General features: G+C 71.3%; 27 protein-coding genes. 14 read left to right on the plus strand and 13 right to left on the minus strand.

Going from position 1 to position 26577, the window contains the following annotated elements:
• Positions 1-29: 29 nt before the first annotated feature.
• Positions 30-959, minus strand: a complete 930-nt coding sequence (locus tag L3078_RS27040; protein WP_239756546.1) for a phosphotransferase family protein — start codon at positions 957-959, stop codon at positions 30-32.
• Between the two features lie 128 nt (positions 960-1087).
• Between L3078_RS27040 and L3078_RS27045 the strand changes: the two genes are divergently transcribed.
• Entirely contained in the window at positions 1088-2374 is a 1287-nt protein-coding gene (locus tag L3078_RS27045; protein ID WP_239756547.1) for an aminotransferase-like domain-containing protein, read from the plus strand.
• Between the two features lie 16 nt (positions 2375-2390).
• Here the strand turns inward: L3078_RS27045 and L3078_RS27050 are convergent, their stop codons facing one another.
• Together L3078_RS27050 and argS are read right to left on the minus strand one after the other, a co-directional pair.
• The gene (locus L3078_RS27050; RefSeq protein WP_239756549.1) at positions 2391-3200 is read right to left on the minus strand and encodes a DUF4253 domain-containing protein; all 810 of its coding nucleotides are present in this window, start codon (positions 3198-3200) and stop codon (positions 2391-2393) included.
• 130 nt (positions 3201-3330) lie between these two features.
• The gene (argS, locus tag L3078_RS27055; protein ID WP_239756550.1) at positions 3331-5112 is read right to left on the minus strand and encodes an arginine--tRNA ligase; all 1782 of its coding nucleotides are present in this window, start codon (positions 5110-5112) and stop codon (positions 3331-3333) included.
• Positions 5113-5550: 438 nt separating this feature from the next.
• Here argS and lysS point away from each other — a divergent pair, with 438 nt between their 5' ends.
• Positions 5551-7296, plus strand: coding sequence for a lysine--tRNA ligase (gene lysS / locus L3078_RS27060; protein WP_239756551.1), 1746 nt, complete (start codon positions 5551-5553; stop codon positions 7294-7296).
• Between the two features lie 65 nt (positions 7297-7361).
• Here the strand turns inward: lysS and L3078_RS27065 are convergent, their stop codons facing one another.
• From L3078_RS27065 to L3078_RS27075, 3 genes are all read right to left on the minus strand, one after another.
• Entirely contained in the window at positions 7362-8735 is a 1374-nt protein-coding gene (locus tag L3078_RS27065; RefSeq protein WP_239756552.1) for a DUF2637 domain-containing protein, read from the minus strand.
• 133 nt (positions 8736-8868) lie between these two features.
• Positions 8869-9870 (minus strand): hypothetical protein, encoded by a 1002-nt coding sequence (locus tag L3078_RS27070; RefSeq protein ID WP_239756553.1) that lies wholly within the window; start codon positions 9868-9870, stop codon positions 8869-8871.
• 129 nt (positions 9871-9999) lie between these two features.
• Positions 10000-10863, minus strand: coding sequence for a DUF3558 domain-containing protein (locus tag L3078_RS27075; protein ID WP_239756555.1), 864 nt, complete (start codon positions 10861-10863; stop codon positions 10000-10002).
• A 204-nt stretch (positions 10864-11067) separates the two neighbouring features.
• Here L3078_RS27075 and L3078_RS27080 point away from each other — a divergent pair, with 204 nt between their 5' ends.
• Entirely contained in the window at positions 11068-12261 is a 1194-nt protein-coding gene (locus tag L3078_RS27080; RefSeq protein WP_239756556.1) for an RtcB family protein, read from the plus strand.
• A 48-nt stretch (positions 12262-12309) separates the two neighbouring features.
• A complete protein-coding gene (locus L3078_RS27085) occupies positions 12310-12645 on the plus strand; it encodes a YnfA family protein (RefSeq protein WP_239756558.1) in 336 nt (111 codons plus the stop codon).
• Between the two features lie 13 nt (positions 12646-12658).
• On the opposite strand, the gene L3078_RS27090 is transcribed toward L3078_RS27085, so the two are convergent.
• Positions 12659-13102: an ester cyclase gene (locus L3078_RS27090; RefSeq protein WP_239756560.1), complete on the minus strand. Its 444-nt coding sequence runs from the start codon at positions 13100-13102 to the stop codon at positions 12659-12661.
• Between the two features lie 105 nt (positions 13103-13207).
• On the opposite strand from L3078_RS27090, the gene L3078_RS27095 reads away from it, so the two are divergent.
• Positions 13208-13984, plus strand: coding sequence for an SDR family NAD(P)-dependent oxidoreductase (locus L3078_RS27095; protein ID WP_239756561.1), 777 nt, complete (start codon positions 13208-13210; stop codon positions 13982-13984).
• Entirely contained in the window at positions 13888-14133 is a 246-nt protein-coding gene (locus tag L3078_RS44970; RefSeq protein WP_420864188.1) for a hypothetical protein, read from the plus strand. Before L3078_RS27095 ends, L3078_RS44970 begins: the two co-directional genes overlap by 97 nt.
• Before the next feature lies 1 nt (position 14134).
• On the opposite strand, the gene L3078_RS27105 is transcribed toward L3078_RS44970, so the two are convergent.
• Positions 14135-14956, minus strand: coding sequence for a helix-turn-helix transcriptional regulator (locus tag L3078_RS27105; protein WP_239756565.1), 822 nt, complete (start codon positions 14954-14956; stop codon positions 14135-14137).
• 119 nt (positions 14957-15075) lie between these two features.
• On the opposite strand from L3078_RS27105, the gene L3078_RS27110 reads away from it, so the two are divergent.
• Both L3078_RS27110 and L3078_RS27115 read left to right on the plus strand, forming a co-directional pair.
• Complete coding sequence (locus tag L3078_RS27110; RefSeq protein WP_239760484.1) at positions 15076-16209, plus strand: LLM class flavin-dependent oxidoreductase; 1134 nt, start codon at positions 15076-15078, stop codon at positions 16207-16209.
• The gene (locus tag L3078_RS27115) at positions 16206-16805 is read left to right on the plus strand and encodes an FMN reductase (RefSeq protein WP_239756566.1); all 600 of its coding nucleotides are present in this window, start codon (positions 16206-16208) and stop codon (positions 16803-16805) included. Before L3078_RS27110 ends, L3078_RS27115 begins: the two co-directional genes overlap by 4 nt.
• 27 nt (positions 16806-16832) lie before the next feature.
• Here the strand turns inward: L3078_RS27115 and L3078_RS27120 are convergent, their stop codons facing one another.
• On the minus strand, positions 16833-18125 hold the full coding sequence (locus tag L3078_RS27120) for a glycosyltransferase family 4 protein (protein WP_239756569.1): 1293 nt from the start codon (positions 18123-18125) through the stop codon (positions 16833-16835).
• Positions 18126-18407: 282 nt separating this feature from the next.
• Between L3078_RS27120 and L3078_RS27125 the strand changes: the two genes are divergently transcribed.
• The gene (locus tag L3078_RS27125) at positions 18408-19148 is read left to right on the plus strand and encodes a response regulator transcription factor (protein ID WP_239756570.1); all 741 of its coding nucleotides are present in this window, start codon (positions 18408-18410) and stop codon (positions 19146-19148) included.
• A gap of 12 nt (positions 19149-19160) precedes the next feature.
• The gene (locus L3078_RS27130) at positions 19161-20714 is read left to right on the plus strand and encodes a HAMP domain-containing sensor histidine kinase (RefSeq protein WP_239756571.1); all 1554 of its coding nucleotides are present in this window, start codon (positions 19161-19163) and stop codon (positions 20712-20714) included.
• Here the strand turns inward: L3078_RS27130 and L3078_RS27135 are convergent.
• Both L3078_RS27135 and L3078_RS27140 read right to left on the minus strand, forming a co-directional pair.
• On the minus strand, positions 20705-21223 hold the full coding sequence (locus L3078_RS27135; RefSeq protein ID WP_239756572.1) for a hypothetical protein: 519 nt from the start codon (positions 21221-21223) through the stop codon (positions 20705-20707). The two genes, L3078_RS27130 and L3078_RS27135, sit on opposite strands and share 10 nt — an antisense overlap.
• Before the next feature lie 125 nt (positions 21224-21348).
• Positions 21349-22131 (minus strand): transglutaminase domain-containing protein, encoded by a 783-nt coding sequence (locus L3078_RS27140; RefSeq protein ID WP_239756573.1) that lies wholly within the window; start codon positions 22129-22131, stop codon positions 21349-21351.
• Between the two features lie 349 nt (positions 22132-22480).
• Between L3078_RS27140 and L3078_RS27145 the strand changes: the two genes are divergently transcribed.
• Positions 22481-22981: an ATP-binding protein gene (locus L3078_RS27145; RefSeq protein WP_239756574.1), complete on the plus strand. Its 501-nt coding sequence runs from the start codon at positions 22481-22483 to the stop codon at positions 22979-22981.
• Between the two features lie 61 nt (positions 22982-23042).
• Positions 23043-24029, plus strand: a complete 987-nt coding sequence (locus L3078_RS27150; protein WP_239756575.1) for a phosphotransferase enzyme family protein — start codon at positions 23043-23045, stop codon at positions 24027-24029.
• A 30-nt stretch (positions 24030-24059) separates the two neighbouring features.
• On the opposite strand, the gene L3078_RS27155 is transcribed toward L3078_RS27150, so the two are convergent.
• The gene (locus tag L3078_RS27155) at positions 24060-24455 is read right to left on the minus strand and encodes a TOBE domain-containing protein (protein WP_239756576.1); all 396 of its coding nucleotides are present in this window, start codon (positions 24453-24455) and stop codon (positions 24060-24062) included.
• A 64-nt stretch (positions 24456-24519) separates the two neighbouring features.
• On the opposite strand from L3078_RS27155, the gene L3078_RS44650 reads away from it, so the two are divergent.
• Together L3078_RS44650 and L3078_RS27160 are read left to right on the plus strand one after the other, a co-directional pair.
• Entirely contained in the window at positions 24520-24654 is a 135-nt protein-coding gene (locus L3078_RS44650; protein ID WP_275593173.1) for a hypothetical protein, read from the plus strand.
• A 13-nt stretch (positions 24655-24667) separates the two neighbouring features.
• Positions 24668-25090: a cupin domain-containing protein gene (locus L3078_RS27160; protein ID WP_239756577.1), complete on the plus strand. Its 423-nt coding sequence runs from the start codon at positions 24668-24670 to the stop codon at positions 25088-25090.
• 23 nt (positions 25091-25113) lie between these two features.
• Here the strand turns inward: L3078_RS27160 and L3078_RS27165 are convergent, their stop codons facing one another.
• Complete coding sequence (locus L3078_RS27165; RefSeq protein WP_239756578.1) at positions 25114-26337, minus strand: pyridoxal phosphate-dependent aminotransferase; 1224 nt, start codon at positions 26335-26337, stop codon at positions 25114-25116.
• Positions 26338-26577 lie beyond the last annotated feature (240 nt).

A 26577-nucleotide genomic window follows, 5' to 3' on the forward strand; every position in this document is an offset into this window, starting at 1 on the left:
TCCCTCAGCCCCTTGTCACCCAGGCGCCGTCATCCGGTTCCGAACCAGGTCTCCGCCAGGGAGTCCAGGGTCTGGCTGGGCGGGGCCGGCAGGCTGCGCAGGTACCAGTTCAGGTCGCTGTAGACGTGCAGGAGGGTGTAGGCCATCAGCTCGCGGGGGTCGAACGGGGGGTGGCCGTAAGCCTCGTAGAAGAGTTTGAGGAGGGCCGGGTCGGCCCGGGTGAGGAAGAGGGCGACGCTGACGAAGTCGTAGGCGGGGTCGCCGACCATGGCCGGCTCGAAGTCGAAGAGGCCGGTCAGGCGCCAGCCGTCGTGCGGGTCGACGGTCAGGTGGTCGCGCATGAACTCGGTGTGCAGCAGGACCGGTCGGCGCTGGGCGGGCAGGGGGACCGAGCGAAGGAAGTCCGGGATCTGTTCGAGCCAGGGTTCGGTGAGACCACCGCTCTGCTGCTGCTCGACCGCCGCCGCGCGCTGGGCGGCCACGAACCTGCCCCAGTCCGTCGGCCCGGTGACCGGGATGACCGGAGTGGCGTCCAGAGCGTGCAGGGCGGCGAGGCCCTCGGCGGCCTCGGCGATGACACGCTCCTGGTCGGGCCGTGGGATCCGGGGCCAGGCCTCGATGAGATCCTCGCCGGGCAGGCGGGACATCAGCACATAGCGCCAGCCGTTCTTGTACTGGTCCGCCGAGTGCAACCTGGGTGTGGGGATGGGGAGTTTGCCCCACAGGATCGACAGCAGGCGGGCTTCGCGGACGGCTTCCGCGGCTTCGAAACCCGGATACAGCTTGAGGACGAGGGCGTCGCCGACGGCGTACACCGGCAGCGAGCCCTCGGCGAAACGCACGATCCGCGCGCCTGCGAGACCGAGCTGACCGCAGAGATCCTGGGCAGCAGGTCGCAGCAGCGCCTCGTCACCGACGACTTCTTGCAACTCGTCGTTCGTGTCCACGCTGGGCAGCATGCGCGCAGCCTAGGGGGTGACGAGGGGCGTCCGCATCGCGGAAATGGTGGGTGTAGGGGGCACGCATCTGTCTAGGGTGCGGGCACGGGCGGGGTCGCGCCGCCCCGGAGTGGCGAAGGAGCCGTGGGATGGGTGCCGTGGATGCCGAGCGTGCCGGGTATGACGTGGGGTTTGTCGCGAGGACGGGGGCCGGGGGCGGTCCGGGGGACGCGGGCGGGATCGGCGCCGGCGCGGCCGTGCCCCGTCTCGCCGAGCGGGTCGCCACCGTCGGGGGTTCCCCCGTTCGGGACATCCTCGCGGTCACCTCGCGTCCCGAAGTCGTCAACTTCGCGGGTGGACTTCCCGCGCCGGAGCTGTTCGACACGGCGGGGATAGCGGCCGCCTACCGCGATGTGCTCGCCGAGTCCGGGGGGCGCGCTCTGCAGTACGCGACGACCGAGGGCGAGCCGGTGCTCCGGGCGGCGCTCGCGGCGCGGTACGAGGCGCGCGGGCTGCCGAGCGGCGCGGACGACCTGCTCGTCACCACCGGCTCACAACAGGCGCTGTCGCTGCTCGCCACCGCGCTGCTGGAGCCGGGGGACGTCGTCCTGGTCGAGGACCCCTGCTATCTCGCGGCGCTCCAGGCGTTCCGGTTCGCGGGGGCGCGGGTGGTGGCCGTGCCGGGCGACGCGCACGGGGTGGATCCGGTGGCGCTGGAGGAGGCGGTGGTACGGCACCGGCCCAAGCTCTTCTACACCGTGCCCACCTTCCAGAACCCGACCGGGCGCACGCTGCCCGCCGAGCGCCGGGCGGCCGTCGCCTCCGTGGCCGCCCGGCGCGGACTGTGGATCGTCGAGGACGACCCGTACGGTGAACTCCGCTTCGAGGGCGACCGGGTGCCGTGGATCGCCTCGTACCCGGGCGCCGAGGACCGTACGGCGCTGCTGGGCTCGTTCTCCAAGGTCATGGCCCCCGGGATGCGGCTGGGCTGGCTGCGCGCGCCCGCCGCACTGAGGCGGGCGTGCGTGATCGCCAAGCAGGCGGCCGACCTGCACACGCCGACCGTCAACCAGCTCGCCGCGGCGCGGTATCTGGCCGATCGTGATCTGGACGCCCATGTCCTGCGGGTCGCCGGCGCGTACCGGGAGCGGCGGGACGCCATGCTCGCGGGCCTCGCCGACGCGCTCCCGGCGGGCTCCACGTGGAACCGGCCCGAGGGCGGCATGTTCCTCTGGGCCCGCCTCCCCTCCTCCCACGACACCAGGGCGTTGCTGCCGCGCGTGGTCGCACGGGACGTGGCGTACGTGCCCGGGGCACCCTTCTACGCCGGCGAGCCCGACCGCTCGACGCTGCGCCTGTGCTTCGTGACGCAGACACCGGAGGAGATCCGGGAGGGGCTGCGGCGGTTGGGGGCGGGGTTGCGGGGAGAGGGCTGAGGGCCGGTGGGCGGTGTCAGTCCCACCAGAAGGTCCAGGTGGGGGCGTTGAGGAGGGTGTGGGCGTAGGAGCGGCGGGTGCCGTCGGCCGTGCCCTGCCAGATGTTGTCGGGGCAGAAGGCGAAGTGTTCGACGGCCACGGCTTCGGCCTCGGCCTCGGTGGTGGGCGGGGTGGCCACGGAGAGGACGAGGTGGTCGTAGGCGAGGGCGACGACGCGTATGCCGAAGCGGTCCTCCCAGGAGCGCAGGACCGCGCAGAGCCTCGCCACGTCGTTCTCGTGGTTCGTCGGGCCGGTCCAGCCGATGGCCGCCGGGATGTCGGCGCTGCGGCGGGCGGGGACGAGCGCGAGGCGGGGGTCCTTCATCCGCGAGGGGTCCTCGACGAGGGCGTCGGCGGTCTCGGTGGCGAGGGCGTCGGGGTCGGTCACGGCGCCCGGGGCGGCCGCCGGGGCGTCGGTGAGGCCCGGCCATTCGGGGTCCTCGGCGGTGGCGTACGCGTCCCAGAACTCGGCCAGGACCTCGTCGGCGTCGTGGTCGCCGGGGTAGGTCGTCTCGCCGGGCAGCAACTCCCACTTCTCCGGGCCGCCTTGGTCGCCGCCGACGTCCAGCAGCACCGGGAGGAGGCCCGCCGTGCGGCGGGCGGGCTGGACGGCGGCCCAGGCGCCCGGCTTCGCCGTCTCGTCCGCGCACCACAGCAGGGGCTCGTGCCACGGGCCGTCGTCCGTGGTGTCGATCAAACTCCCCGGCGGAAGCGGGAGTTCAAGCCCGAGCACGCGCCCGCTCGGGTCGGCCGCCAGCTGGGGCAGCGGGTTGGGAAGTGTCGCCATGGGTGCGACTGTAGGGGCCGCCACTGACAGTCCCCCGGCCGGTGGGGGCGGACCGCCCTGCGCGCGGGCGCCGCCACATGAGGAACGGGCGGGCGCCGCTGCGGCGCCCGCCCGTTCTCGCCGGCCTCGGTCAGAGCTTGTCAGGCGTCCTGATGCCCAGCAGGGCCATGCCGCGGTGCAGGGTGCGGGCCGTCAGGTCGATCAGGAACAGGCGGTTCTCCATCTGGGCCGGGGTGTCGGCCTTCAGGACCGGGCACTGGTCGTAGAACGTGGTCAGCAGGGTCGCCAGCTTGAAGAGGTACGCGGCCAGCTTGTGCGGCTCGTACGACTCCGCGACCTCGGCCACGGTCTCACCGAACTGGTCCAGGTGCAGGCCCAACGCGCGCTCCGCCGGGGCCAGTTCGAGCTCCGGATGGGCGGTCGGGCGGGCCTCTCCCGCCTTGCGGAGGATCGACCGGATACGGGCGTAGGCGTACTGGAGGTAGACGGACGTGTCGCCGTTCAGCGAGACCATCTGGTCCAGGTCGAACTTGTAGTCCCGGACGGCGGAGGTGGACAGGTCGGCGTACTTGACCGCGCCGATGCCGACGTACCGGCCGTTCTCGACGATCTCCTCCTCCGTCAGGCCCACCTTCTCGGCCTTCTCCCGGACCACCGTCGTGGCGCGGTCGATCGCCTCGTCGAGCAGGTCGACCAGCCGGACCGTCTCGCCCTCACGGGTCTTGAACGGCTTGCCGTCCTTGCCGAGGACCGTCCCGAAGGCCAGCTGGAACGCCTTGACGTCCTCGTCGTTCAGCCAGCCCGCCCTGCGCGCGGTCTCAAAGACCATCTTGAAGTGCAGGGACTGGCGGGCGTCGACGACGTACAGCAGGGAGTTCGCCTTGAGGTTGAAGACGCGGTCCCGGATGGCGGACAGGTCGGTGGCCGCGTAGCCGTAGCCGCCGTCGGACTTCTGCACGATCAGGGGGACCGGGTTGCCGTCCGGGCCCTTGATGTCGTCGAAGAAGACACACAGGGCGCCTTCCGAGCGGACGGCCACGCCCTGCTCCTCCAGGAGGCGGCAGGTCTCCGCGAGCATGTCGTTGTAGCCGGACTCGCCGACGATGTCGGCGTCCCGGATCTCCATGTCGAGCTTCTCGAAGACGGAGAAGAAGTAGATCTTCGACTCGTCGACGAACTTCTGCCACGTGGCGAGGGTGTGCGGGTCGCCGGCCTGGAGGTCGACCACCCTGCGGCGGGCCCGCGTCTTGAACTCCTCGTCGGAGTCGAAGAGCTTCCTGGCCGTCTTGTACAGCCGGTCCAGGTTCGACATGGCCTGCTCGCCGGACTTCTGGAGGTCCTCGCCCTCCTGGTGGTCCAGCTCGTGCGGGTGCTCGTCCAGGTACTGGATCAGCATGCCGAACTGGGTGCCCCAGTCGCCGATGTGGTGCCTGCGGATCACGTCCTCGCCGGTGAACTCCAGGATCTTGACGACCGCGTCACCGATCACGGCGGAGCGGAGGTGGCCGACGTGCATCTCCTTGGCCACGTTCGGCTGGGCGTAGTCGATGACCGTGGTTCCGGGGCGCTCCGCTGTGGGGACGCCGAGCCGGCCGGTGTCGTCCGCGTACCGCGCGGCGAGGTTCTCGGTGATCGCGCCGTCGGTGAGGGTGATGTTGAGGAAGCCGGGGCCGGAGACCTCGATGTCCTTGATCAGCTCGCCGGACTCCACCTGGGCGACGACCTGGGTGGCCAGCTCCCTCGGGTTGGCCTTCGCCTTTTTGGCCAGCGCGAGGATCCCGTTCGCCTGGTAGTCCGCCCGGTCGCTGCGTCGCAGCAGCGGGTCGACTCCGTCGGCGTCCGGCAGGGCGGAGGCGAGGGCGGCGGCGAGGCGCGCGTTGACGGAGGCGGTGAGGGACGTGACCGAAGCCATCAGGGGGAGCCGTTCTCCTTGGGGTACGGGTGGATGTCGTTCAGTATCCCATGGGGGGTAAAGGGGTTTTCTTGCGGTGAGATGGGGGGTGCCTTCCGGGGTGGGGGGTTCGGGCGCGTGGGCGGGTGCGGGTGGGAGGGGCTTCTCGCGCAGTTCCCCGCGCCCCTAAAAGACCAGGCCCCTGCGGGCCTGAAGACCACGGCCGTGCGGGCCTGAAGACCCCGGCCCTGCGGGCCTGAAAAGCACGGGGCGTAGCCCCTGCTTTTCAGGGGCGCGGGGAACTGCGCGAGAAGCCCCACCGGAGCCGCACTCGCCCACGCACCCGCACCCCCCGTTTATTAGGCGCCCGGTTCGACCCACGGAGTGAAAGGCTGGGAGAATGACGCGGTCGCCCGGGACCGTAACCGGCGGCCATGGAAACTCCAGGAAAAAGAGGACGTGCCGATCGTGGCTCAGAGCACCGAGACCACCGACTGGGTCTCCCGTTTCGCGGATGAGGTCATCGAGGAGTCGGAGCGTCGGGCCCCGGGCAAACCGGTCGTCGTCGCGTCCGGCCTGTCGCCGTCCGGCCCGATCCACCTCGGCAACCTCCGCGAGGTCATGACCCCGCACCTCGTCGCCGACGAGATCCGCCGCCGCGGGCACCAGGTCCGGCATCTGATCTCCTGGGACGACTACGACCGCTACCGCAAGGTCCCGAACGGCGTCGACGGCGTCGACGGCTCCTGGGCCGAGCACATCGGCAAGCCGCTCACCTCCGTGCCCGCCCCCCACGGCTCCGCCCACCCCAACTGGGCCGAGCACTTCAAGGCGGCGATGGTCGACGCGCTCGCCGAGATGGGCGTCGAGTTCGACGGGATCAGCCAGACCGCGCAGTACACCTCCGGTGTGTACCGCGAGCAGATCCTGCACGCCATGAAGCACCGCGGCGACATCGACGCGATCCTCGACCAGTACCGGACCAAGAAGGCCCCGGCCAAGCAGCAGAAGCAGCAGAAGCCGCTCGACGAGGCCGAGATCGAGGCCGCCGAGGGCTCCGGCGCCGCCGGTGAGGACGACGGCAGCTCCGGCGCCGCCGGGTACTTCCCGTACAAGCCCTACTGCGGCGGCTGCGGCAAGGACCTCACCACCGTCACCGCCTACGACGACGACTCCACCGAGCTGACCTACACCTGCACCGCCTGCGGCTTCTCCGAGACCGTCGCGCTGAACGAGTTCAACCGCGGCAAGCTCGTCTGGAAGGTCGACTGGCCGATGCGGTGGGCGTACGAGGGCGTCGTCTTCGAGCCGAGCGGCGTCGACCATTCCTCGCCGGGGTCGAGCTTCCAGGTCGGCGGGCAGATCGTCGGGATCTTCGGCGGCAAGCAGCCCATCGGGCCGATGTACGCCTTCGTCGGCATCAGCGGCATGGCCAAGATGTCCTCGTCCAAGGGCGGGGTGCCGACGCCCTCCGACGCGCTGAAGATCATGGAGCCGCAGCTGCTGCGCTGGCTCTACGCCCGCCGCCGGCCCAACCAGTCCTTCAAGATCGCCTTCGACCAGGAGATCCAGCGGCTCTACGACGAGTGGGACAAGCTCGACGCCAAGGTCGCGGACGGATCCGCCCTGCCTGCCGATGTCGCCGCGCACTCCCGCGCGGTGGGCACGGCCGCCGGTGAGCTGCCGCGCACGCCCCGCCCGATGCCGTACCGGACCCTCGCGTCCGTCGCCGACATCACGGCGGGCGCCGAGGACCAGACCCTGCGCATCCTCAGCGAACTCGACCCCACCGACCCGCTGTCCGGTCTCGACGAGGTACGGCCGCGGCTCGACAAGGCCGAGGCCTGGATCAACACGCACGTCCCCGCCGACCAGCGGACCATCGTGCGCCAGGAGGCCGACGCCGAGCTGCTGAAGTCCCTCGACGAGGCGTCCCAGCAGTCGCTGCGGCTGCTGCTCGACGGGCTCGCCGAGCACTGGTCGCTCGACGGGCTCACGCATCTCGTCTACGGCGTGCCCAAGGTGCAGGCCGGGTTCTCGGCGGACGCCACGCCCAAGGAGCTGCCGGCGGAGATCAAGACGGCCCAGCGGTCGTTCTTCGCCCTGCTGTACCACCTGCTCGTCGGGCGGGACACGGGGCCGCGCCTGCCCACGCTGCTGCTGGCGGTGGGGCAGGAGCGGGTGCGGGCCCTGCTCGGGGAGTAGACCGCGTGAGACGACGATGGGGCGCCCGGTGATCACCGGACGCCCCATCGTCGTCTGCGCGTGACTCAGGCGATGTGGTCCTCTTCCAGCTCCGCGGTGTGGCGGTTGGTGAAGCGGTTGACCATCCGCCGCGACTCCTCCGCGGGGAGGGTGACGCGGAACTCGGCCTCCACGTTGTCGACGAACTCGCGTGGCGTCGGGTAGCTGCCGTTGATCGACTTCTTGAAGACCTGGTAGTACGACTCCTCGTCCGGGGCGGCGGGTTCGGGGGTGCCGCCGCCCTCACCCAGCTCACGGGTGCGGCCGGGGCCGGCCGGGATCGGGAAGCTGCCCGTCTCCTCGGGGGAGGGTTCCGGCTCCTGAAGTTCGGGCGCCTCGAACTGTTGCTGCTGGTAGCGGGGGTCCCGGGGGTCCGGCTCGAAGCGCTGGTACTGCTCGTACGCGCCGTTCTGCCCGTACTGCTCCGGGTCCTGCTCCTCGTACCACTCCCCGTACTGTTCCTCCGGCTCGTACGACGGGTCGTAGCCGCCCTGGTAGGGGACCTCCTGGGGGTGGCGGGCGTGCAGCCAGGGGCTTTCGTCGACCGGGGGCACGTTTTCCTGTGGCCCGGGGCGTTGGTCGGCCTCGGGGAGGGCGCGCTGCTCGCTGGGAGGTGCCGCCGCGCCCACCCGTGCCGCCCCAGCGGCACGATTGCCCGCAGCTATCTCCACGTCGACCTCGACCTGCGGGGCCGGCGGCAGGAGCGCCGGTTCTATGCCCGCCGCCGCCAGGCCCGCCGGGGCCGTGTCCGCCAGGGGGACGCCGTAGCGGGCCAGGCGGAGGGGCATCAGGGATTCGACCGGGGCCTTGCGGCGCCAGGCGCGGCCGTAGCGGGAGCGGAGGCGGGCTTGGTAGACGAGACGTTCCTGCTCCAGCTTGATGACCTGGTCGTAGGAGCGGAGCTCCCAGAGCTTCATCCGGCGCCAGAGCAGGAAGGTGGGGAGCGGGGAGAGCAGCCAGCGGGTGAGGCGGACGCCCTCCATGTGCTTGTCGGCGGTGATGTCGGCGATCCGGCCGACCGCGTGCCGGGCCGCCTCGACCGCGACGACGAACAGGATCGGGATCACCGAGTGCATGCCCACGCCAAGCGGGTCGGGCCAGGCCGCCGCTCCGTTGAAGGCGATCGTCGCCGCCGTCAGCAGCCACGCCGTCTGGCGCAGCAGCGGGAAGGGGATGCGGATCCAGGTCAGCAGCAGGTCCAGGGCGAGCAGGACACAGATGCCCGCGTCGATTCCGATCGGGAAGACGTACGAGAAGTTCCCGAAGCCCTTCTGGACCGCCAGTTCCCGGACCGCCGCGTACGAACCCGCGAAGCCGATCCCGGCGATGATGACGGCGCCGAACACGACCACGCCGATGAGAACGCGGTGCATTCGAGTCAGCTGCATTGGCGCGGCCACCCGTACTCCCCTCCCCTTGCGTGTTGTTGCGCGCAACAGAGTGGCACATGTGTACGGCGGACAAGTTGCCGGAGGGCGTCGAGCCCGGTCCCCGCGGGGACCGGGCTCCGACGAACCACCAGGTGAGGCGGGGCTACGACTTGGTCTTCCGGCTGCCGGAGGTGGACGAACCCGAGTCCGAATCGGAATCCGAGCCACCGTCCGCGTCGGAACTCACGTCCGCGCCGGAACCACCCGACGACGACGCCTTCGTCGCTTCCTTCGACGGTGTCTTGGAAGCGCTCTTCGAGGGCGACCCGGACGGCGACGCAGACGAGTCCGTGCCGTCGTTCGCGTCCTCGATCGCCTCCACGGCGTCCTCGGCGGCGGACTTCGCGGACTTCAGCAGCGCGGCCGCGTCCGGGGTCTTCTCGCCGGCCAGACCGGCACCGTTGTAGTCGAGCGTGATGACCACGTTCTCCGTGCGCACCACGACCGTCTGCTGCTTGAAGGTGTCCCCGTCCTTCTTCAGGTCGTACGTGACCACGGTCGCCTGGTCGCCCAGGCCCGTCGCCGGCTCCGTCTTGACGTTCTTCGCCCCGTCCACGGCCTTCGCCGCGGTCACCTTCGACTCGAGCGCCTTGGCCGCGCGGTCCTCGCCGGGGCCGTTCGCCGCGTCCGAGGGCAGCAGGTGCAGGGAGACGCTCAGCCAGCGGTACTGGGAGCCGTCCACACCGTTGTTGTCGAGGCTGATCCAGCGGCAGTCGCCGGTCACGTCCGCCTCGGCCTTGTTGATCGCCTTGCCGGACTTCACGCCCTCGGGGACCAGCGACTTCAGCGTCTTGTCGGGGAACACCTCGCACGCGTCCGGCAGCTTCGCGTACTTCGCGGCGACGATCTCCGGGGTGGGGGTCTCCTTCACCGACTGCTCAGCGCCCGCCGGGGTCTCGTCACCGGAGGCGCTGTCGGAGCCGGAGTCCGACGAACAGCCGACCGCCAGCAGCATCACCGGCACGACCGCCGCGCCGACGAGGGCCCGGGAGCGGCCCGGACGCTCGTGCCCGCCGAAGCGCGCCACCCGTCCGAAGCGCGCCACCCGTGGCGAACGCTCGCTGCGCGGTGACTGATGCTGGTCTGACTCTGCGGCTCGTCGCATGGTTCCTTCGCAATCGGACAAACGGACAATCGGATCGGGGTTCCGAGAGGCCACCGTACGCGGTGAAGAAGAAGTGCGGTTCTGGTTCGGATGGTTCGTGTGGGCACCCGAACCGCCCCCGGGCCTACGTCAGTCGTCGAACGTGTCGGCCAGCCGCTGCGCCAGATTCCGGGCCCTGTCCTGCATTTCCTCACTGTCCGGCACCACCGTCGTGGTCGCCGGCTGCTCCTCGTACTCGACGGTCACGAGCACGTTGGACGTGCGGAACACCACAGTCACGGTCCGCTGCTTGCTCGTGCCGAGCGCGTCGTCGAGGAACGCCTCGTCGCCGAGGCCGTCGAGCGTGCGGGGCTGGAGGGAGGCGGGGGTGCCGGAGGCGCTGGGGGAGGGGGAGGAGGATCCGGAGGACGCGGCGGATCCGGAGGCGGAGGCCGAGGAACTCGTCGACGGATCGGCGGTGGCCCCGCCCGACGTCTGTGTCTTCTCGGGCTCGTCGCTCTCCTCGTCAGCGCCCTCGCTGTCCTCCTCCGACACGGACGGCGTCGGCTCCGGCAGATCGGCCGCCTCGACCTTCCCGCCGTAGACCTCCTGCGCCTTGCTGTCGTCGCTGACCCCGTTGCCCCAAGACACGATGCGCTCGAAGCCGACGAAGAGGTAGTGGGTGGCGTCCGCGGCCTCCACCTTCCAGCGGCAGCCGGCCTTCTGGTCCGTGTCGTACGTCTGCGTCGCGTCACCCTCGTACGCCTGCCGGCGCTTGGCCTCGTCGGGGAGTTGCCCGATGCCGGGAAGGAGGGTGTCGAGAGTGTCCTGGCCGACCGAGGCGCAGGGTTCCGGGAGCGTGTCGTAGCGGCCGGGCTGGGCGACGGTGGCCGAGGCGGTGGCCTCGCCCGGGCGGGGGTCGTCGGGGGAACCGTCGTCGCTCGATCCCGTGCACGCGGCCAGCAGTGCCGCGAGGAGCACGGCGACGCCGGGTACGTACGCCTTCCGCTGCACGGTGGGGCTCCTCTCGACGGGGTCCCTCGGGACGCCTGCGCAGTCCTGCCTGTGGTTATTCACTTGCCGCCCGGGGGTGACCCCCGGGCACCATGTGTATCGCACGCACTGCTGTGAACGCCGGTCCGGCATCCCATTCGTAGACCTTGGCGACGGTTTTGCGTTCTGTGACTTTGATGGGTTTTCCAGGGGGATGAGGGCGAAATGTCGTACGTCGAGATACCGGGTGCGAAGGTACCCATCCGTCTGTGGACCGACCCCGCGTCGGTGGAGGAGGGGGCGCTCCAGCAGCTCCGCAACGTCGCCACCCTCCCCTGGATCAAGGGCCTCGCCGTCATGCCGGACGTGCACTACGGAAAGGGCGCGACGGTCGGGTCCGTCATCGCCATGCGGGGAGCCGTGTGTCCGGCGGCGGTGGGCGTCGACATCGGCTGCGGCATGTCGGCGGTGAAGACGTCCCTGACCGCCAACGACCTCCCCGGGGACCTGTCCCGGCTGCGGTCGAAGGTCGAACAGGCGATCCCGGTGGGCCGGGGCATGCACGCCGACCCGGTCGACCCGGGCGGCCTGCACGGCTTCGCCGTCGGCGGGTGGGACGGGTTCTGGGGGCGGTTCGACGGGGTGGCGGAGGCGGTCAAGTTCCGTCATGACCGTGCGGAGAAGCAGATGGGGACGCTCGGATCCGGCAACCACTTTGTAGAGATCTGCACGGATACGACCGGTTCCGTCTGGTTGATGCTGCACTCCGGCTCCCGGAACATCGGCAAGGAGCTGGCGGAGCATCACATCGGCATCGCCCAGAAGCTCCCGCACAACCAGGGCCTGGTCGACCGCGACCTCGCCGTCTTCATCGCGGACACCCCGCAGATGGCGGCGTACCGCAACGACCTGTTCTGGGCGCAGGAGTACGCGAAGTACAACCGCTCGATCATGATGGCGCTCCTCAAGGACGTCGTCCGCAAGGAGTTCAAGAAGGCGAAGCCGACCTTCGAGCCCGAGATCAGCGCGCACCACAACTACGTGGCCGAGGAGCGCTACGACGGCATGGACCTGCTGGTGACCCGGAAGGGCGCGATCCGCGCGGGCTCCGGTGAGTACGGGATCATCCCGGGCTCGATGGGCACCGGTTCGTACATCGTGAAGGGTCTCGGCAACGAGAAGGCGTTCAACTCGGCCTCGCACGGCGCCGGTCGGCGGATGAGCCGGACGGCCGCCAAGCGCCGCTTCTCGACGAAGGACCTGGAGGAGCAGACGCGCGGCGTGGAGTGCCGCAAGGACTCCGGCGTCGTCGACGAGATCCCGGGCGCCTACAAGCCGATCGAGCAGGTCATCGACCAGCAGCGGGACCTGGTCCAAGTGGTGGCGAAGCTGAAGCAGGTCGTGTGCGTGAAGGGCTGACGCCCCGCCTCGCGGCGACCCCTGGGCTCACCGTGGCAGGGTGAGGACATGGTCATCGCTCGTTCCGCCGCTCTGTTCCTGCTCGCCGCGTTGTTCGAGATCGGTGGGGCCTGGCTGGTGTGGCAGGGGGTGCGGGAGCACCGGGGGTGGGTGTGGATCGGGGCCGGGGTCGTGGCGCTGGGGGCGTACGGGTTCGTGGCGACGTTCCAGCCGGACGCGCACTTCGGGCGGATCCTCGCCGCGTACGGGGGGATCTTCGTCGCCGGGTCGATCGCCTGGGGGATGGTCGCGGACGGCTACCGGCCCGACCGCTGGGACGTCACGGGCGCGTTGATCTGCCTCGCGGGCATGGCCGTGATCATGTACGCGCCGCGCGGTGGGTGACGGCGGCCACCGGCTATGAGGGCTGCGCCAACTCCTCCGGCAGCAGGCCGAGTTGCTCCAGGAAGCCCAGCTGGTCGAAGTAGAGCCGGTAGCTGGTGATCTGGCCGTCCCGGACGGTGGCGAAGTCCACGCCGCGGATCCTGATGTCCTTGTGGGTGGCGGGGATGGACGTTCCGTCGGGGAACGCCAGCGGGCCGGTGTTGGTGCCGCTGAAGATTCCCTCGTCGATGGCCGTGTCGCCGACCTCGAAGGAGGAGAGCGACTCGTACGTGGCCTCGGGCATGGCGTCCGTCATCTGCTGCCAGTACTCGGCGATGGCGTCCCGGCCGTGGAGTTCTCCACCGTCCGGGGTGTGGGCGACCGCGTCCTCCGCGAAGAGGTTCGCGATGGTCTTGGGGTCCTGGTGTGTGGTGAGCGCCTCGGTGAGCTGGTCCATCAGCTCGCGCGCCTGTCCCATGATCCACCTCCTGTACCGGGGATCACCTCTCTCATTGTCCCACCGCACGCCTATCCTGGCCGGGCAGAGACCGACGTTCGATCCGTACCGCCTCAGGAGCAGCTCATGGCCACCGCCGTACCGTCCGCCGCCTCCCGCATCGCCGTCGTCACCGGTGCGAGCAGCGGGATCGGCGCCGCCACGGCCCGGCAGCTCGCCGCGGCCGGGTACCGGGTGGTGCTCACCGCGCGGCGCAAGGACCGGATCGAGGCGCTGGCCGAGGAGATCAACGACGGCGGCGGACAGGCCACCGCGTACCCCCTGGACGTCACGGACCGCGCGGCGGTCGACGAGTTCGCGACCGCGTTCAAGAAGATCGGTGTGCTGGTCAACAACGCGGGCGGCGCGCTCGGCGCCGACCCGGTGGCCACCGGGGACCCGGCCGACTGGCGCACGATGTACGAGACGAACGTCATCGGCACCCTGAACGTCACCCAGGCCCTGCTGCCCGCGCTGACCGCGAGCGGTGACGGCACGGTGGTCGTGGTCTCGTCGACGGCCGGGCACGGGACGTACGAGGGCGGCGCGGGCTATGTCGCCGCCAAGCACGGCGCGCACGTCCTCGCGGAGACACTGCGGCTGGAGATCGTCGGGACGCCGGTGCGGGTGATCGAGGTGGCGCCCGGCATGGTGAAGACGGACGAGTTCGCGCTGACCCGCTTCGGCGGCGACAAGGAGAAGGCCGAGAGCGTCTACCAGGGCGTCGCCGAGCCCCTGACCGCCGACGACGTCGCCGACACGATCACCTGGGCGGTCACCCGGCCCAGCCATGTGAACGTCGACCTCCTGGTCCTGCGCCCGCGCGCCCAGGCCTCCAACACCAAGGTCCACCGGGAACTGTGAGCGCGGACGAGGAGCTGACGCCCGAGCAGCGCCGGCTCGCCGAGGAGAAGAAGAACGAGCGGTACGTGTGGTGGTACCTCGCGTACTTCCTCTTCGGCATCCACCTCGTCGCCTTCGTGATGATCTACGCGGTCACGCACGCGAAGTAGGTCAGCCGGGGGACGCCGCCTGCGCGTACGCCGTGGGCGACACCCCCACCGTCGCCGTGAAGTCGCGGACGAGGTGGGCCTGGTCGGCGTAGCCGAGGTCGGCGGCGAGCGCGGCCCAGTCGATCGCCCGGTCGGTCTCGGCGCGTTCCAGGGCCTCGTGGATGCGGTAGCGCAAGATCACCCACTTGGGGCCGACGCCGACGTACACGGAGAACAGGCGCTGCAGGACGCGGACGGACACGCCCTCGGCGCGGGCGAAGTCGGTGACGCGGCGAATCGCGCGGTCGGTGCGGATGCGGTCGACGAGGGCCATGGCGAGGTCGGCCTGCGGGTCGGGGCGCGGGTCGAGCCCGGTCAGGAACGCGTCGAGGGCGGCGACCCGGGCGTCCTCGTCGTCCGGGGCGAGGATCGCGGCCGGGTCGAGGGTCCTGGCCGCGTCGGGGAAGGCCTCGGGGTGTCGTACCCGGCGGCCGGTCCAGTGCGTCGCCGGGTGGGCCGGGGCGAAGGGGCGGAAGCCGCCGGGGCGGAACTGGATGCCGCAGACCCGGCCCCTGCCCTCCAGTTTCTGGGTGAACAGGGTCTGGCCGATGCCGGAGATCTCCGCGAAGGGTTCCTGTCCCTCGTACCGCTGGAAGACGATGTTGACCGAGGGGTGCGGGACGACCTGGGTGACGTACGGCTCGGGCAGGTCCCAGTCGATCAGCCAGTAGTGCTCCAGATACGGGCGCAGCGGCTCGGCGGGCTCGCGGCGGCGGAAGCGGACCCGGGCGAAGAGCTCGGGGGCGTCGACGATGCCTCGGGTGTCACGGCGTGGGGCGGCCATGGGCCGATCGTAAGGACGGGCACTGACAGCGCCGCCGTCCCGGGAGGAATAGTGGAGAGGGGGCCCTCGTTCATGGGTATAGTTGAATCGTAAACAACCTGGAGAGGGTGGCAGCGATGATGCAGTTCGGGATCTTCAGCGTCGGTGATGTGACGCCGGACCCCACCACGGGCCGGACGCCGACCGAGCGCGAGCGCATCAAGGCGATGGTCGCGATCGCGCTGAAGGCGGAGGAGGTCGGCCTCGACGTCTTCGCCACCGGTGAGCACCACAACCCGCCGTTCGTGCCGTCGTCGCCGACGACCATGCTCGGCTACGTCGCCGCGCGCACCGAGAAGCTGATCCTCTCCACCTCCACGACGCTCATCACCACCAACGACCCGGTGAAGATCGCCGAGGACTTCGCGATGCTCCAGCACCTGGCCGACGGGCGGGTCGACCTGATGATGGGACGCGGGAACACCGGCCCGGTCTACCCGTGGTTCGGGCAGGACATCCGGCAGGGCATCAACCTCGCCATCGAGAACTACGCCCTGCTGCGCCGACTGTGGCGTGAGGACGTCGTCACCTGGGAGGGCAAGTTCCGCACGCCGCTCCAGGGCTTCACCTCCACGCCCCGCCCGCTGGACGGCGTACCGCCGTTCGTCTGGCACGGCTCCATCCGCTCGCCCGAGATCGCCGAGCAGGCCGCGTACTACGGCGACGGCTTCTTCCACAACAACATCTTCTGGCCGGCCGAGCACACCCAGCGCATGGTCGAGCTGTACCGGCAGCGGTACGCCCACTACGGGCACGGCACGCCCGAGCAGGCGATCGTCGGCCTCGGCGGACACATCTTCATGCGGAAGAACTCGCAGGACGCGGTACGGGAGTTCCGGCCGTACTTCGATGTCGCGCCGGTCTACGGCAACGGGCCCTCCCTGGAGGACTTCGCCGACCAGACGCCGCTCACCGTCGGCTCGCCGCAGCAGGTGATCGAGAAGACGCTGGCGTTCCGCGAGTACGCCGGTGACTACCAGCGGCAGCTGTTCCTGGTCGACCACGCGGGGCTGCCGCTGAAGACCGTCCTCGAACAGCTCGACATGCTCGGCGAAGAGGTCGTGCCGGTGCTGCGGAAGGAGTTCGCGAAGGGGCGCCCGGCGGACGTGCCGGACGCGCCGACCCACGGGTCGCTGCTGGACGCGGCGGAGAAGGACGCGGAGAACAACGTCGCGGAGAAGAAGGACGCGGAGAAGAAGGAGAGCGTGTCGTGAAGCTTGTCGTCGTCTCGGCGGGGCTGAGTGTGCCCTCGTCCACACGGCTGTTGGGCGACCGGCTCGCCGCCGCCGTCGTCGGGCAGGACGCGTCCGTCGAGGTCCAGGTCGTCGAACTGCGGGACCTCGCGGTGGAGATCGCGCACAACTTCACCAATGGGTTCCCGGGACGGAAGCTCGCCGCCGCGTCGGACGCGGTGGCGGGGGCCGACGGGCTCGTGGTGGTGACGCCGGTGTTCTCGGCGTCGTACAGCGGGCTGTTCAAGTCCTTCTTCGATGTGCTGGACCGGGACGCGCTGGCCGGGAAGCCGGTGCTGATCGCCGCGACCGGGGGGTCGGCTCGGCACTCGTTGGTGCTGGAGCACGCGCTGCGGCCGTTGTTCGCGTATCTACGGGCTGTGGTCGTGCCTACGGGGGTGTACGCCGCGTCGGAGGACTGGGGTGCGGAAGGCTTGGCCGGGCGGATCGAGCGGGCGGGTTCCGAGTTGGCCGGGTTGATGACCGGGCTGTCGCGGCGGGTGGCTGTCGAGCCGGTCGAGCCCGAGGGGTTCGTTGTCGTTCCCTTTGAGGAGCAGTTGGCGGCGCTTCAGGGCTGAGCATCGCCGTTGGGGGTGCGGTCGGAGTCAGGCTGCGGGCTGTTTGTGGTTGCTCGCGCAGTTCCCCGCGCCCCTGAAAAACGCTGGGGCGGCCCTCTTGTATGAACGCACCCGCCGCCGCAGCCAGCCCTTCGCCCTCGTCGCCCCCCGTTCCCAAGTGCGCTGGAGCCTGGTCTCGCGTAGCTCTGCGAACAGGTGCTCGTACTTGCTGACGATGGGGGCCGGGTCGTAGCGGTGGGCGCTCGCCAGGGCGGCTCGGCCCATGGCGCGGCGCAGGGAGGGGTCCGCGGTGAGGTCCAGGAGGGCGTCGGCCAGCGCGTGCGGGTCGTCGACCGGGACGAGGCGGCCGTCGACGCCGTCGGTGATGATCTCGGCGGGGCCCAGCGGGCAGTCGGTGCTGACGACGGGGACCCCGCAGCGCATGGCCTCGACGAGGGTCATGCCGAAGGACTCGGCGTCGGAGGCGCTCACGACGACGGAGGCCCGCGCGAACTCCTCCTCGATGGGGGTGTGCGGGCCCATCAGATGGGCCCGGTCGGTGAGGCCGAGGTCCTGGATGAGGGTCTCCAGACGTCCCTGCTGCTTGCCGCCGCCGTAGATGCGCAGCTGCCAGTCCGGTTCCTTCGGGGCGACCTTCGCGAACGCCTCCAGGAGCAGGTCGAAGCGTTTGCCGCGGGCGAGGCGGCCGGCTGCCGCGATGACGGGGGCCGTGCAGTCCGACGGGGCGACCGTGGCCTCCGGGACGATGTTGGGCACCGACATCACCCGTACGCCCGGCAGTTTCATCCGTGCGCGGTACACCGCCGCGTCCGCCGCCGTCGTCGTGACGACCGCGTCCAGGGTGCGGTAGTGGCGGGCGAGGACCTTGCGCAGCTGCTTGGTGTGGGCGTCGTGGCGCAGGTGTTCCTGGGCGATGCGCAGGGCGCGGCGGGGGGCGAACCGGGAGACGTAGACGTTGATGCCGGGGCGGGTGCCGATGACGACGTCCGCGTCGCAGCCGGCCAGGTAGGCGCGGACCCGGAGGTCGGTGAGGCGGCTGTACTGGCGGTGCCGCTTGTCCTCGGCCGGGAAGTCCGTCGCGGGCTGCGCCTGGGCCGGATCGCGCAGGTCGGGGCTGTACGGGCGGATGTCCACCAGGGGCACGAGCCGGACCCTCGGGTCGACCGTGAAGCGGGGCTCGTCCAGGTGGCGGGCCATCGAGGCGATCTCCACGTCGTGGTGGTCCGCGAGCGCCGACGCCAGGTTCAGCGTCGTACGGACGGTGCCGCCGATGGCGTACGCGTTGTGCAGCAGGAACACGATCTTCTTGCGGCGGCTCAAAGCACTACCTTCCGACGGCCTCGGCGATGCGGTTGTGGATGTCACGGTTGTGGTTGTCACGGTTGTGAGGTGTCGCGTCTGTCATCCGGTTTGGAGATGGTTCGGACCCTTTGTACTCCATCTGCTCGCTCTGCCCGGGTTCCCGTGCGGAGAGGTGTCACACGGACACGCTGCTCCGGAGGAGTAAGTCCGACGCGCGGGCGGGGTGAGAGGCCGGTAAGAAGGGCGGTCGGGCGCTTCCGACGAGGTCGTGGGCGCCCGTGACCTTGGCAGACTGGTGGGGTGCCCCAGAACGTGCTGCTAGCCGAGGACGACCGCGCCATCCGCCATGCCCTGGAACGCGCGCTGACCCTGGAGGGGTACGAGGTCACGGCGGTCGCCGACGGCGTCGAGGCGCTCGCCCAGGCGCACCGCAACCGGCCCGACGTGCTCGTGCTCGATGTGATGATGCCCGGCATAGACGGCCTCCAGGTCTGCCGGGTGCTGCGCGCGGAGGGGGACAGGACGCCGATCCTGATGCTCACCGCGCTCGTGGAGACCGCCGACCGGATCGCCGGTCTCGACGCGGGCGCGGACGACTACGTCGTCAAACCGTTCGACGTGGAAGAGGTGTTCGCGCGGCTGCGGGCGCTGCTGCGGCGGACGGGCGGCGCGGACGGGTTCGCGGCTCCGGCCCCTACAACGGCGGCCCCGTCCTCGTCCGCCGGCGCGGCCCCGGACACCGGGCTCCTCACGGCCGCCGGGCTGCGCATGGACGTACAGGCGCGCCGGGCGTGGCGCGGGGCACGGGAACTGGAGCTGACCCGGACCGAGTTCGACCTGCTCGAACTGCTCGTCCGCAACGCCGGCATCGTCCTCGACCACGCGACGATCTACGACCGGATCTGGGGCTACGACTTCGGGCCCGGCTCCAAGAACCTCGCCGTCTACGTCGGTTATCTGCGCCGCAAGCTCGACGAGCCCGGGGCGCCCGCGCTGATCCACACCGTGCGGGGTGTGGGGTACGCGCTGCGGGAAGACTGAGGGCGGCGCGCGATGCCGCCGCCCCGTGGCGTCCGGGTGTCCCGGCTGCTCTCCCGGCTGAAGCCGGTGCCCTCGCTGCGGGCCACGTTCACCGTGTCGTTCGTGGCGGTGGCGTGTGTCGTCACCGTCCTCGTCGGAATCCTCAGCTACAGCGCGGCGGCGCGCCTGGTGCGGGTCGACGAGCAGACCGTGTTCGCCGAAGTCGTGCGTGATCTGCGGGAGTTGGTGGTGCAGGATCCGCTGACGCCGGAGGACTTCGCGCCGAGCGACAGCGGCGGCCCGCGCGACGACCTGATCCGCTCCGGCCGTACGGACGTCCAGGTGCTCGGCCCGCACGGCGAGATCCTCGACAAGGGCGCCCCCGGCCTGCCCGTCCGTGACGCCGACCGCCGTACGGCCGACGCGGCACTGGCCGGGGTGACGGTCGAGCACGGTGAGGTCGAGGTCGGCAACGACCGCTACCGGGTGGTGACCGTCGCGCTCGGCGGCGGCCGGGGGGCGGTGCAGGTCGCGCAGGAGTTCAGCGACACGGAGGACCTGCTGCGGGAGCTGCAGCAGCGGACCCTGCTGTTCGTCTCCGGTGTCGTCATCTCGGCCGGGTTGTTCGGGTGGTGGCTGGCGCGGCGGCAGACCCGGCGGCTGGTGCAGCTGGCGGGGGCGGCGGAGGACGTGGCCCGGACCGGGCACCTCGGTATCCAGGTGCCGGTCGCGGGCCGGGACGAGGTGGGGCGGCTCGGCCGCTCCTTCGACCGGATGCTGGTCCGCCTCGCCCAGTCCGAGGAGGACCAGCGACGGCTGGTGCAGGACGCGGGCCACGAGCTGCGCACCCCGCTCACCTCCCTGCGCACCAACATCTCGCTGCTCCGGCGCATCGACGAACTGCCGCCCCGGATCCGCGAGGAGCTCGTCGACGACCTGTCCCAGGAGGCCCTCGAACTGACCGACCTGGTCAACGAGTTGGTCGACCTCGCGGCCGGGCAGTCGAGCACCGAGCCGGTGCAGCGGGTGCAGCTGGCCGACCTCGCGGAGGACGTCGCGGGGACCGCGCGCCGGCGCACCGGACGCGAGGTCGTCGTCCGGGTGGCCGGGGACACGACCGTCGAGGGGCGGGCGGGCGCGCTTCAGCGGGCGATCTCCAACCTGGTGGAGAACGCGGCGAAGTTCGACCGCGGCGGTGCGGGGGCGATCGAGGTCGTGGTCGCCCGGGGGTCGGCCGGGGCCCTCGGGGAGCTGGGCGAACTGGGCGAGCTGGGGGACCACGGCGACCTCGGCGGCCTCGCCGGTCCGGGCGAACCCGGTGACGACTCAGACATCGTGCGCGTCGAGGTCCTCGACCGGGGCCCCGGCGTCCCCGACTGCGATCTCGAGCGCATCTTCGACCGCTTCTACCGGGCCCCCGACGCCCGCAGCCTGCCCGGTTCGGGCCTCGGCCTCTCCATCGTCCGAGCCGTGGCGTCTGCGCACGACGGCGCCCCGTTCGCGTTCCGACGGGAGGGCGGGGGGTTGGTCACCGGGTTCACGGTGCGGGGGGCGGACGCGGGCGATCGCCCGTCGGGTCAGACGTAGGTCCAGCGCCAGGCGTTCGAGCTGTAGGCGCACTTGATCTCCGTGCCGTCCTCGGTGGTGGTGACGGCCCCGTGGTCGCTGTTCCGGCAGAACTGCCCCGCCGAGTAGCAGTTGCCGGAGTTGGAGACGATCGAGCAGGTGCCGGGGTCCTCTTGACCGCCGCCGCTACTGCCGCCGTTGTCACCGTTGTCGGCCTCGGCCGCCTTCGCGGTGGCGGTCTTGGTGACCGTGACGGTGGGGCGCGGCTTCGCCTTGGCCTCGACGGTCTCGGTGACGGTCGGAGCGGGCTCGGGCGTGGCCGTCACGGTCGCGGTGACGGTCGCTCTGGGCTTGGTGGCGGCCTGGACGGCCTCCTGCCCGTCGTTCCCCGCCGAACCGATCACCGAGCCGGCTATGAGCAGGCCCGCGCCGCCGATCCACACGAGGACGCGCTTGTGCAGCGGGCGGGTGTCGGGCGGGCGCGGCGTGGGCGGTGTGGGCGGCGTGGCACCGGCGTACGGGTTGGTCATCTCGTCCCCCCTGGGTGTTTCGGGTGGAGTGACCGTAGTGCCCGGCGGGGGCGGATGTGAGGGAAGTGTAAGAGAGGTGGCCATTCCGTGACCGTGTGACCGGTCGCGGGCTCCCCGAGGGGGCGTCAGGCGGTCGGTCGGGTCGCGCCCGCGCTCCAGCGGCCCAGGACCGGTTCGCCGAGGGTGCGGGCCGTCCAGCACAGGGTCTGGCCGTGGCGGGCGAAGAGGTCGTCGCGGTCGTCGAAGTGGCCGAGGTCGGCGACGACCTGGGCGGAGAGGTCGCAGGCGGTGGCCGAAGCCGTACCGCAGGCGTCCCAGCGCACGCCGGTACGGGCGACCGCGTCGAACAGGGTCTCGCCGCCCCTGTTGGTGAAACTGTTGCTGTTGCCGCTGTCGTTGCTGTTGCCGCCGGACGCGGGTGCGGCGGCCTCGAAGAGTTCGCCGATCGGCACCCACGCTCCGCTGATCCTGAACTCCGGCCAGGCCAGCAGGACCTGTTCCGGGACGAACGGCTTCAGCCGGGGGAAGCGCGGATACCAGTAGGTCCCGTCCACGAGCAGGCCGCGCACCCGCGTCCGTACTCGGACCGCGCGCGCGACCGCCTCCAGCGCCGCCATCCGCTGGCTGCACGAGCCGCGCCCGAGCCGCAGCGTCCGCGACACCGGGCGGCCGTCCTCGACCGAGTACACCGGGCGGACGTGCCGGGCGATGATCCGGTGCGCGGAGCGGAGCGCGTCACGCGGAGTCGCCTCGCTCTCCACCCGGCGCGCGAGTGCCCCCACCCGGGGGTCGTCGTGGTCCAGGATCGCCGTGGCCCGGGTGGACCCGGCCACGTGGTCGGGCTCCCTGGCGGGCACCCCGGCCCGTTTGGCCTGCGCGTTGTACGACATGAGCAGCCGACTGGTCATCGCGGTCCCGTCCCCGTCCCCGTTCTGCTTCCTGCCCGTTCCCCCTCGCGGGGGAACGCCGCCCGTCCCCTGCGGGCGCCCTCGGCCCATCATCACACGACGGTCCGACCGGGAGCGGGCCACTCTGGGTGAGGGCCGGGCCGAGGCTCATGCGGCGTCGACGACGCGCTTTCGTAGTACTTCCACCGACCCCATTGCGGCGGCGCGAACACGCCGACTACGGTCATTCCTGCGCTCACGGAGAGTGCTCGTTTGATTACTCAAATGTATTTCTCCCGCATCCCGCGAGGAGTCACCGGCGCGGTGGGGACCGAGCAAGCCCTTCTCGTCGCAACGGAGTTGATCACCCATGACCGAAACTGCCCCAGGCCGCCCCGCCCCAACCCGGCTCTCGCCCGGGGCGACGACGTACACGCTCTTCTGCCCGCCCCTCGACAGCTCCCCGCACATCGCCCGCGACTTCGTCACCAGCGTCCTGCGCGCGCTCGGCCTGGACGCCCTGGTCGACGCCGCCGCCCTGTGCACCTCCGAACTGGTCACGAACGCCTGTGTGCACGCCAAAGGTGGAGGATCGGTTCTCTGGCTCGCGGTGGAGTCCTGGCGGGTCAGGGTGATCGTCTACGACGGTGACGAGAGCCCGCCGGTCATAAGGGAGTTGACCCCCGGTGGCTGGGAGGAGGGCGGGCGCGGTCTGTACCTCGTGGACGCCCTCACCGAGGGCCACTGGGGCACCGCCGCCGCCCTCCCGAACGGCGGCGGCCTCGTCCACCCCGACGGCAAGGCGGTCTGGTTCGACCTGGCGGCACCGAGCGCTTCCCTGACCAGACGCTCGGGCCGGGCTCCCGCGTAAATCCGTTTGCGGCCGGTGGGGTTCGCGTATGACATGGCCTGGTCGAGTGGAGGATGGCTGGATGCGGAGCAGGGCCGGGTTCATAGCGGATGTGTACGGGCTGGGCGGCGGGGCGTGGGAGATGGCGCCTGCGGCCCGGGGGGCGTTGGGGCAGATCTGGCGGCTGTCCGGAGAGAGTGGGGTGTGGGCGGTCAAGGAGCTGCTGTTCGGGTGTGACGAGGAACAGGTGGCTCGGGAGGCCGGGCTGCGGAACGCGGCCGAGGAACTGGGGATCTCGGCGCCGAGGTTCCTCGCGGACCGGGACGGGGCCTATGTGTCGCGGCTCCCGGAGCCGATGGGCGGGGCGTATGTGAAGGTGTACGGCTGGGTGGACGGGAGCGAGGCGGACCCCCGTGATCCGGAGCTGCTCACCTGGTGCGGGCGGACCCTCGCGCTGCTGCACCGAGCCGGGGATGGCACCGCGGAGACACTGAACGACTGGTACGAGCGGTGCCCCGGGGCGGAGGAGTGGGCAAGGGTGTGCGAGGGGGTACGGCGGGCCGGGGTGCCGTGGGCCGCGGCACTGGAGCGGTTCGCGGCCACGCAGGCGGAGGAACTGGCGCGTCACGTCACTCCGGCCGGAGGTGGGGACACCGTGATCTCCCATCTCGACGTGCGGCCGCAGAACGTGCTGGTCGGTCCGTCCGGCCCCTCTCTGCTCGACTGGGACAATGCGGGACCCGTCTCGGCGGCACGTGAGCTCGCCCGTGCCGTCCATGTGTGGGCCGGTGGTAACGACTTCCGCGCCGACGACGCCCGGCGGCTGGTGCGCGGCTACCTGGAGGCCGGAGGACCCGGGGTCGTCAAGGGCATGGAGTCCTTCTCCATGCTCTTCGCGACGGATCTGAACTATCTGCGGGTCCAGGCCGAGTGCGCGATCGATCCGGAGGTGACCCCGGAACAGCGGGATTTCGCGAACGGTCAGGTCGTGGAGCTGCTGGGAAAGGGGAGGCTGCCGGACCCCATGGCCGTCTCCCGGCTGGTGGAGACCCTGGCCCTCGAGTGGTGACCGGCCCTCCTCGGGCGAGCGGGGCGGCGGTCACGTCCGGTCGATGTGGACGTTCGTGGACTTCACCCGGGCCGTGGCCTCCATGCCGACCTCCAGGCCCAGTTCCTCCACGGCCTCTCGGGTGAGCAGGGAGACCAGGCGGTGCGGGCCCGCCTGGATCTCGACCTGGGCCGCCACGTCCCCGAGCTTCACGGCGGTGACGATGCCGGGGAAGGCGTTGCGCGCCGAGGTGTACGGGGCGTCGGCCTCGTCGGCGGTGTCCGAGGCCAGCTCCACCGAGAAGGCCGCGAGGTCTCTCCCGTCGATGAGCCGACGCCCGCTCTCGTCGCGCCGCGTCGCCACCCGGCCCGCGTCCGCCCAGCGCCGTGCGGTGTCGGGGCTGACCCCGAGCAGCCGCGCGGCCTGCCCGATCGTGTAGGACTGCATGGGCGCCAAGATATGCGGGTCGGCACACCTACGCTGCAGCGCACCCCGCCGTCGGCCGCCACCGGTGCCTCCGCCCGCCGCCGTCGAGGCGCACCGCGCCGCACCCCACTTCAAGGTCTGGCGCGAGGCGGCGGCCCGGTACGTCGTCCCCGGCAGCCAGGTCAACACGCTCTCCCGCCGCCTGTTCCACCACTCCTGAACGGATCCGCGCCATGTGCACCGAGAGCCTGATCGTCAACCCCGACGAGGTCGAACGCTTCGACCGCGGCGGCGGGGTGGCCACCCTCCCCTACGTCGGCAAGTGGAACTCCGAGACGTCCGTCATCACCACCGGCCAGACCCTCTTCCAACCCGGCACGGGTCTGCCCCTGCACAGCCACAACGTCGAGGAGTCGGTCCTGATCCTGGAGGGCGAGGCCACCGCCGAGATCGACGGCGAGTTCTTCGAGCTGGAACCCGGCCAGGCCACCTGGGTCCCGGCCGGCGTCCCGCACCGCTTCCTCAACCGGGGCGTGGGCGTCATGCGCATCTACTGGGTCTACGGCGGCCGGGACGTCACCCGCACCATCACCGCCACCGGCGAGACCTTCGCGCACCTCTCCGAGCACGACAAGGGAGGGGCACCCACCTCCTGAGCCCCCGACCCTCGCCCCCAGGATCACCGCAGCGCGGTCATGAACTTCCCCAACCGGGCGATCCCCTCGCGCAGTTCGTCCGACGAGGCCGCGTAGGAGAGGCGGACGTGCGTGTCGGCGGTGTGCGTGCCGAAGCCCCGGCCGGGCGTGAGGGCCACGTGCGCCTCCCGCAGCGCCCGCTCGCAGAACTGCCAGGAGGTCAGGCCCGTCCCGCTGACGTCGAAGTAGACGTAGAACGCGCCGTCGGGCGGCACCGGGACCGGCAGCCCGATCCGTGCCAGCCCGTCCAGGACGAGCGCCCGCCGCTCGCCGAACTCCACCCGGCGCGCCTCGCACACCGCGAGGGACTCGGGGGTGAAGCAGGCGAGCGCGGCGTGCTGGGCCGGGGCGGAGGCGCAGAGGAAGTAGTTCTGCGCGAGACGCTCCAGGGCCGGTACGAGAGCTTCCGGGACGACGCACCAGCCGAGCCGCCAGCCGGTCATCCCGAAGTACTTCGAGAAGCTGTTGATCACGACGGCACCGGGGTCGTACGACAGCGCGCTGCGCGGCGGGCGCCCCCGCTCGTCGTGGTCGCCGAGGTCGAGGTAGATCTCGTCGACGAGGCGCCACGCGTCCCGCTCGCGGGCGAGGTCGCACAGGGCGGCGAGTTCGTCGGCGGGGACGGAGGTGCCGGTCGGGTTGGACGGGGTGGCGACCATGAGCCCACGCGTACGGTCGGTCCAGTGCGCCCGCACCGCCGCCGCGTCCAGTTGGAACCGGCTCGCGGCGGTGGTGGGCACGAGCGTGACGTCGGCGCCGAAGCTCTCGACGATCTGGCGGTTGCACGGGTAGGACGGGTCGCCGATGAGCACCTCGTCACCGGGGTCGACGAGCGCGGCGGTGGCCAGCACGAGCGCGGCCGAGGCACCCGCCGTGACGACGACCCGGCCCGGGTCGACCTCGACGCCGTGCCGGTCGCCGTAGAAGCCGGCGATGGCCTCCCGCAGGGCGGGCAGTCCGAGCGCCGCCGTGTAGCTCATCGGCCGCCCGTCCATCACCTCCCGCATCGCCTCCACGACGGCCGGGGGTGCGCCGAAGTCAGGCTCCCCGAGGCTGAGCTTGACGACGTCGTGCCCCTGCGCGGCCAGCGCGGCGGCCTGCTTGGCGAACTCCATGGCGTAGAAGGGCGCGACGGCACGGGCCCGCCGAGAGACCCGCACCCCGCCCGCGCTGCCCGCACTGCCCGCACTGCTGCTCGTGTTGCTCATACGGCCCATGCTGCGGCCCGGGGGGTACCGGAGGCCAGCGAGGACCGAGGTTCGGACAGGTGAGCGCCCCATGGGGTGGGGGTGCGGATTTCGTCGGCGGGTGCGGGTGCGTGGGGCTTCTCGCGCAGTTCCCCGCGCCCCTAAAAGCTTCAGGCCCCTGCGGGCCTGAAAAGCACGGGGCGCAGCCCCTGCTTTTCAGGGGCGCGGGGAACTGCGCGAGAAGCCCCACCGGCCCGCACC

It is taken from the genome of Streptomyces deccanensis (assembly GCF_022385335.1).
Taxonomy (GTDB): domain Bacteria; phylum Actinomycetota; class Actinomycetes; order Streptomycetales; family Streptomycetaceae; genus Streptomyces; species Streptomyces deccanensis.

What these genes read in the sequence shown, in the direction of transcription:
- L3078_RS27085 (WP_239756558.1), top strand. Translation starts at nt 12,310, where the DNA reads ATGGTCATCGCTCGTTCCGCCGCTCTGTTCCTGCTCGCCGCGTTGTTC.
- L3078_RS27160 (WP_239756577.1), top strand. Translation starts at nt 24,668, where the DNA reads ATGTGCACCGAGAGCCTGATCGTCAACCCCGACGAGGTCGAACGCTTC.
- L3078_RS27135 (WP_239756572.1), bottom strand. Translation starts at nt 21,223, where the DNA reads ATGACCAACCCGTACGCCGGTGCCACGCCGCCCACACCGCCCACGCCG.
- argS (WP_239756550.1), bottom strand. Translation starts at nt 5,112, where the DNA reads ATGGCTTCGGTCACGTCCCTCACCGCCTCCGTCAACGCGCGCCTCGCC.
- L3078_RS27140 (WP_239756573.1), bottom strand. Translation starts at nt 22,131, where the DNA reads ATGACCAGTCGGCTGCTCATGTCGTACAACGCGCAGGCCAAACGGGCC.
- L3078_RS27165 (WP_239756578.1), bottom strand. Translation starts at nt 26,337, where the DNA reads ATGAGCAACACGAGCAGCAGTGCGGGCAGTGCGGGCAGCGCGGGCGGG.
- L3078_RS27095 (WP_239756561.1), top strand. Translation starts at nt 13,208, where the DNA reads ATGGCCACCGCCGTACCGTCCGCCGCCTCCCGCATCGCCGTCGTCACC.
- L3078_RS27080 (WP_239756556.1), top strand. Translation starts at nt 11,068, where the DNA reads ATGTCGTACGTCGAGATACCGGGTGCGAAGGTACCCATCCGTCTGTGG.
- L3078_RS27130 (WP_239756571.1), top strand. Translation starts at nt 19,161, where the DNA reads ATGCCGCCGCCCCGTGGCGTCCGGGTGTCCCGGCTGCTCTCCCGGCTG.
- L3078_RS27110 (WP_239760484.1), top strand. Translation starts at nt 15,076, where the DNA reads ATGCAGTTCGGGATCTTCAGCGTCGGTGATGTGACGCCGGACCCCACC.
- L3078_RS27155 (WP_239756576.1), bottom strand. Translation starts at nt 24,455, where the DNA reads ATGCAGTCCTACACGATCGGGCAGGCCGCGCGGCTGCTCGGGGTCAGC.
- L3078_RS27070 (WP_239756553.1), bottom strand. Translation starts at nt 9,870, where the DNA reads ATGCGACGAGCCGCAGAGTCAGACCAGCATCAGTCACCGCGCAGCGAG.
- L3078_RS27040 (WP_239756546.1), bottom strand. Translation starts at nt 959, where the DNA reads ATGCTGCCCAGCGTGGACACGAACGACGAGTTGCAAGAAGTCGTCGGT.
- L3078_RS27105 (WP_239756565.1), bottom strand. Translation starts at nt 14,956, where the DNA reads ATGGCCGCCCCACGCCGTGACACCCGAGGCATCGTCGACGCCCCCGAG.
- L3078_RS27090 (WP_239756560.1), bottom strand. Translation starts at nt 13,102, where the DNA reads ATGGGACAGGCGCGCGAGCTGATGGACCAGCTCACCGAGGCGCTCACC.
- L3078_RS27145 (WP_239756574.1), top strand. Translation starts at nt 22,481, where the DNA reads ATGACCGAAACTGCCCCAGGCCGCCCCGCCCCAACCCGGCTCTCGCCC.
- L3078_RS27045 (WP_239756547.1), top strand. Translation starts at nt 1,088, where the DNA reads ATGGGTGCCGTGGATGCCGAGCGTGCCGGGTATGACGTGGGGTTTGTC.
- L3078_RS27150 (WP_239756575.1), top strand. Translation starts at nt 23,043, where the DNA reads ATGCGGAGCAGGGCCGGGTTCATAGCGGATGTGTACGGGCTGGGCGGC.
- L3078_RS27050 (WP_239756549.1), bottom strand. Translation starts at nt 3,200, where the DNA reads ATGGCGACACTTCCCAACCCGCTGCCCCAGCTGGCGGCCGACCCGAGC.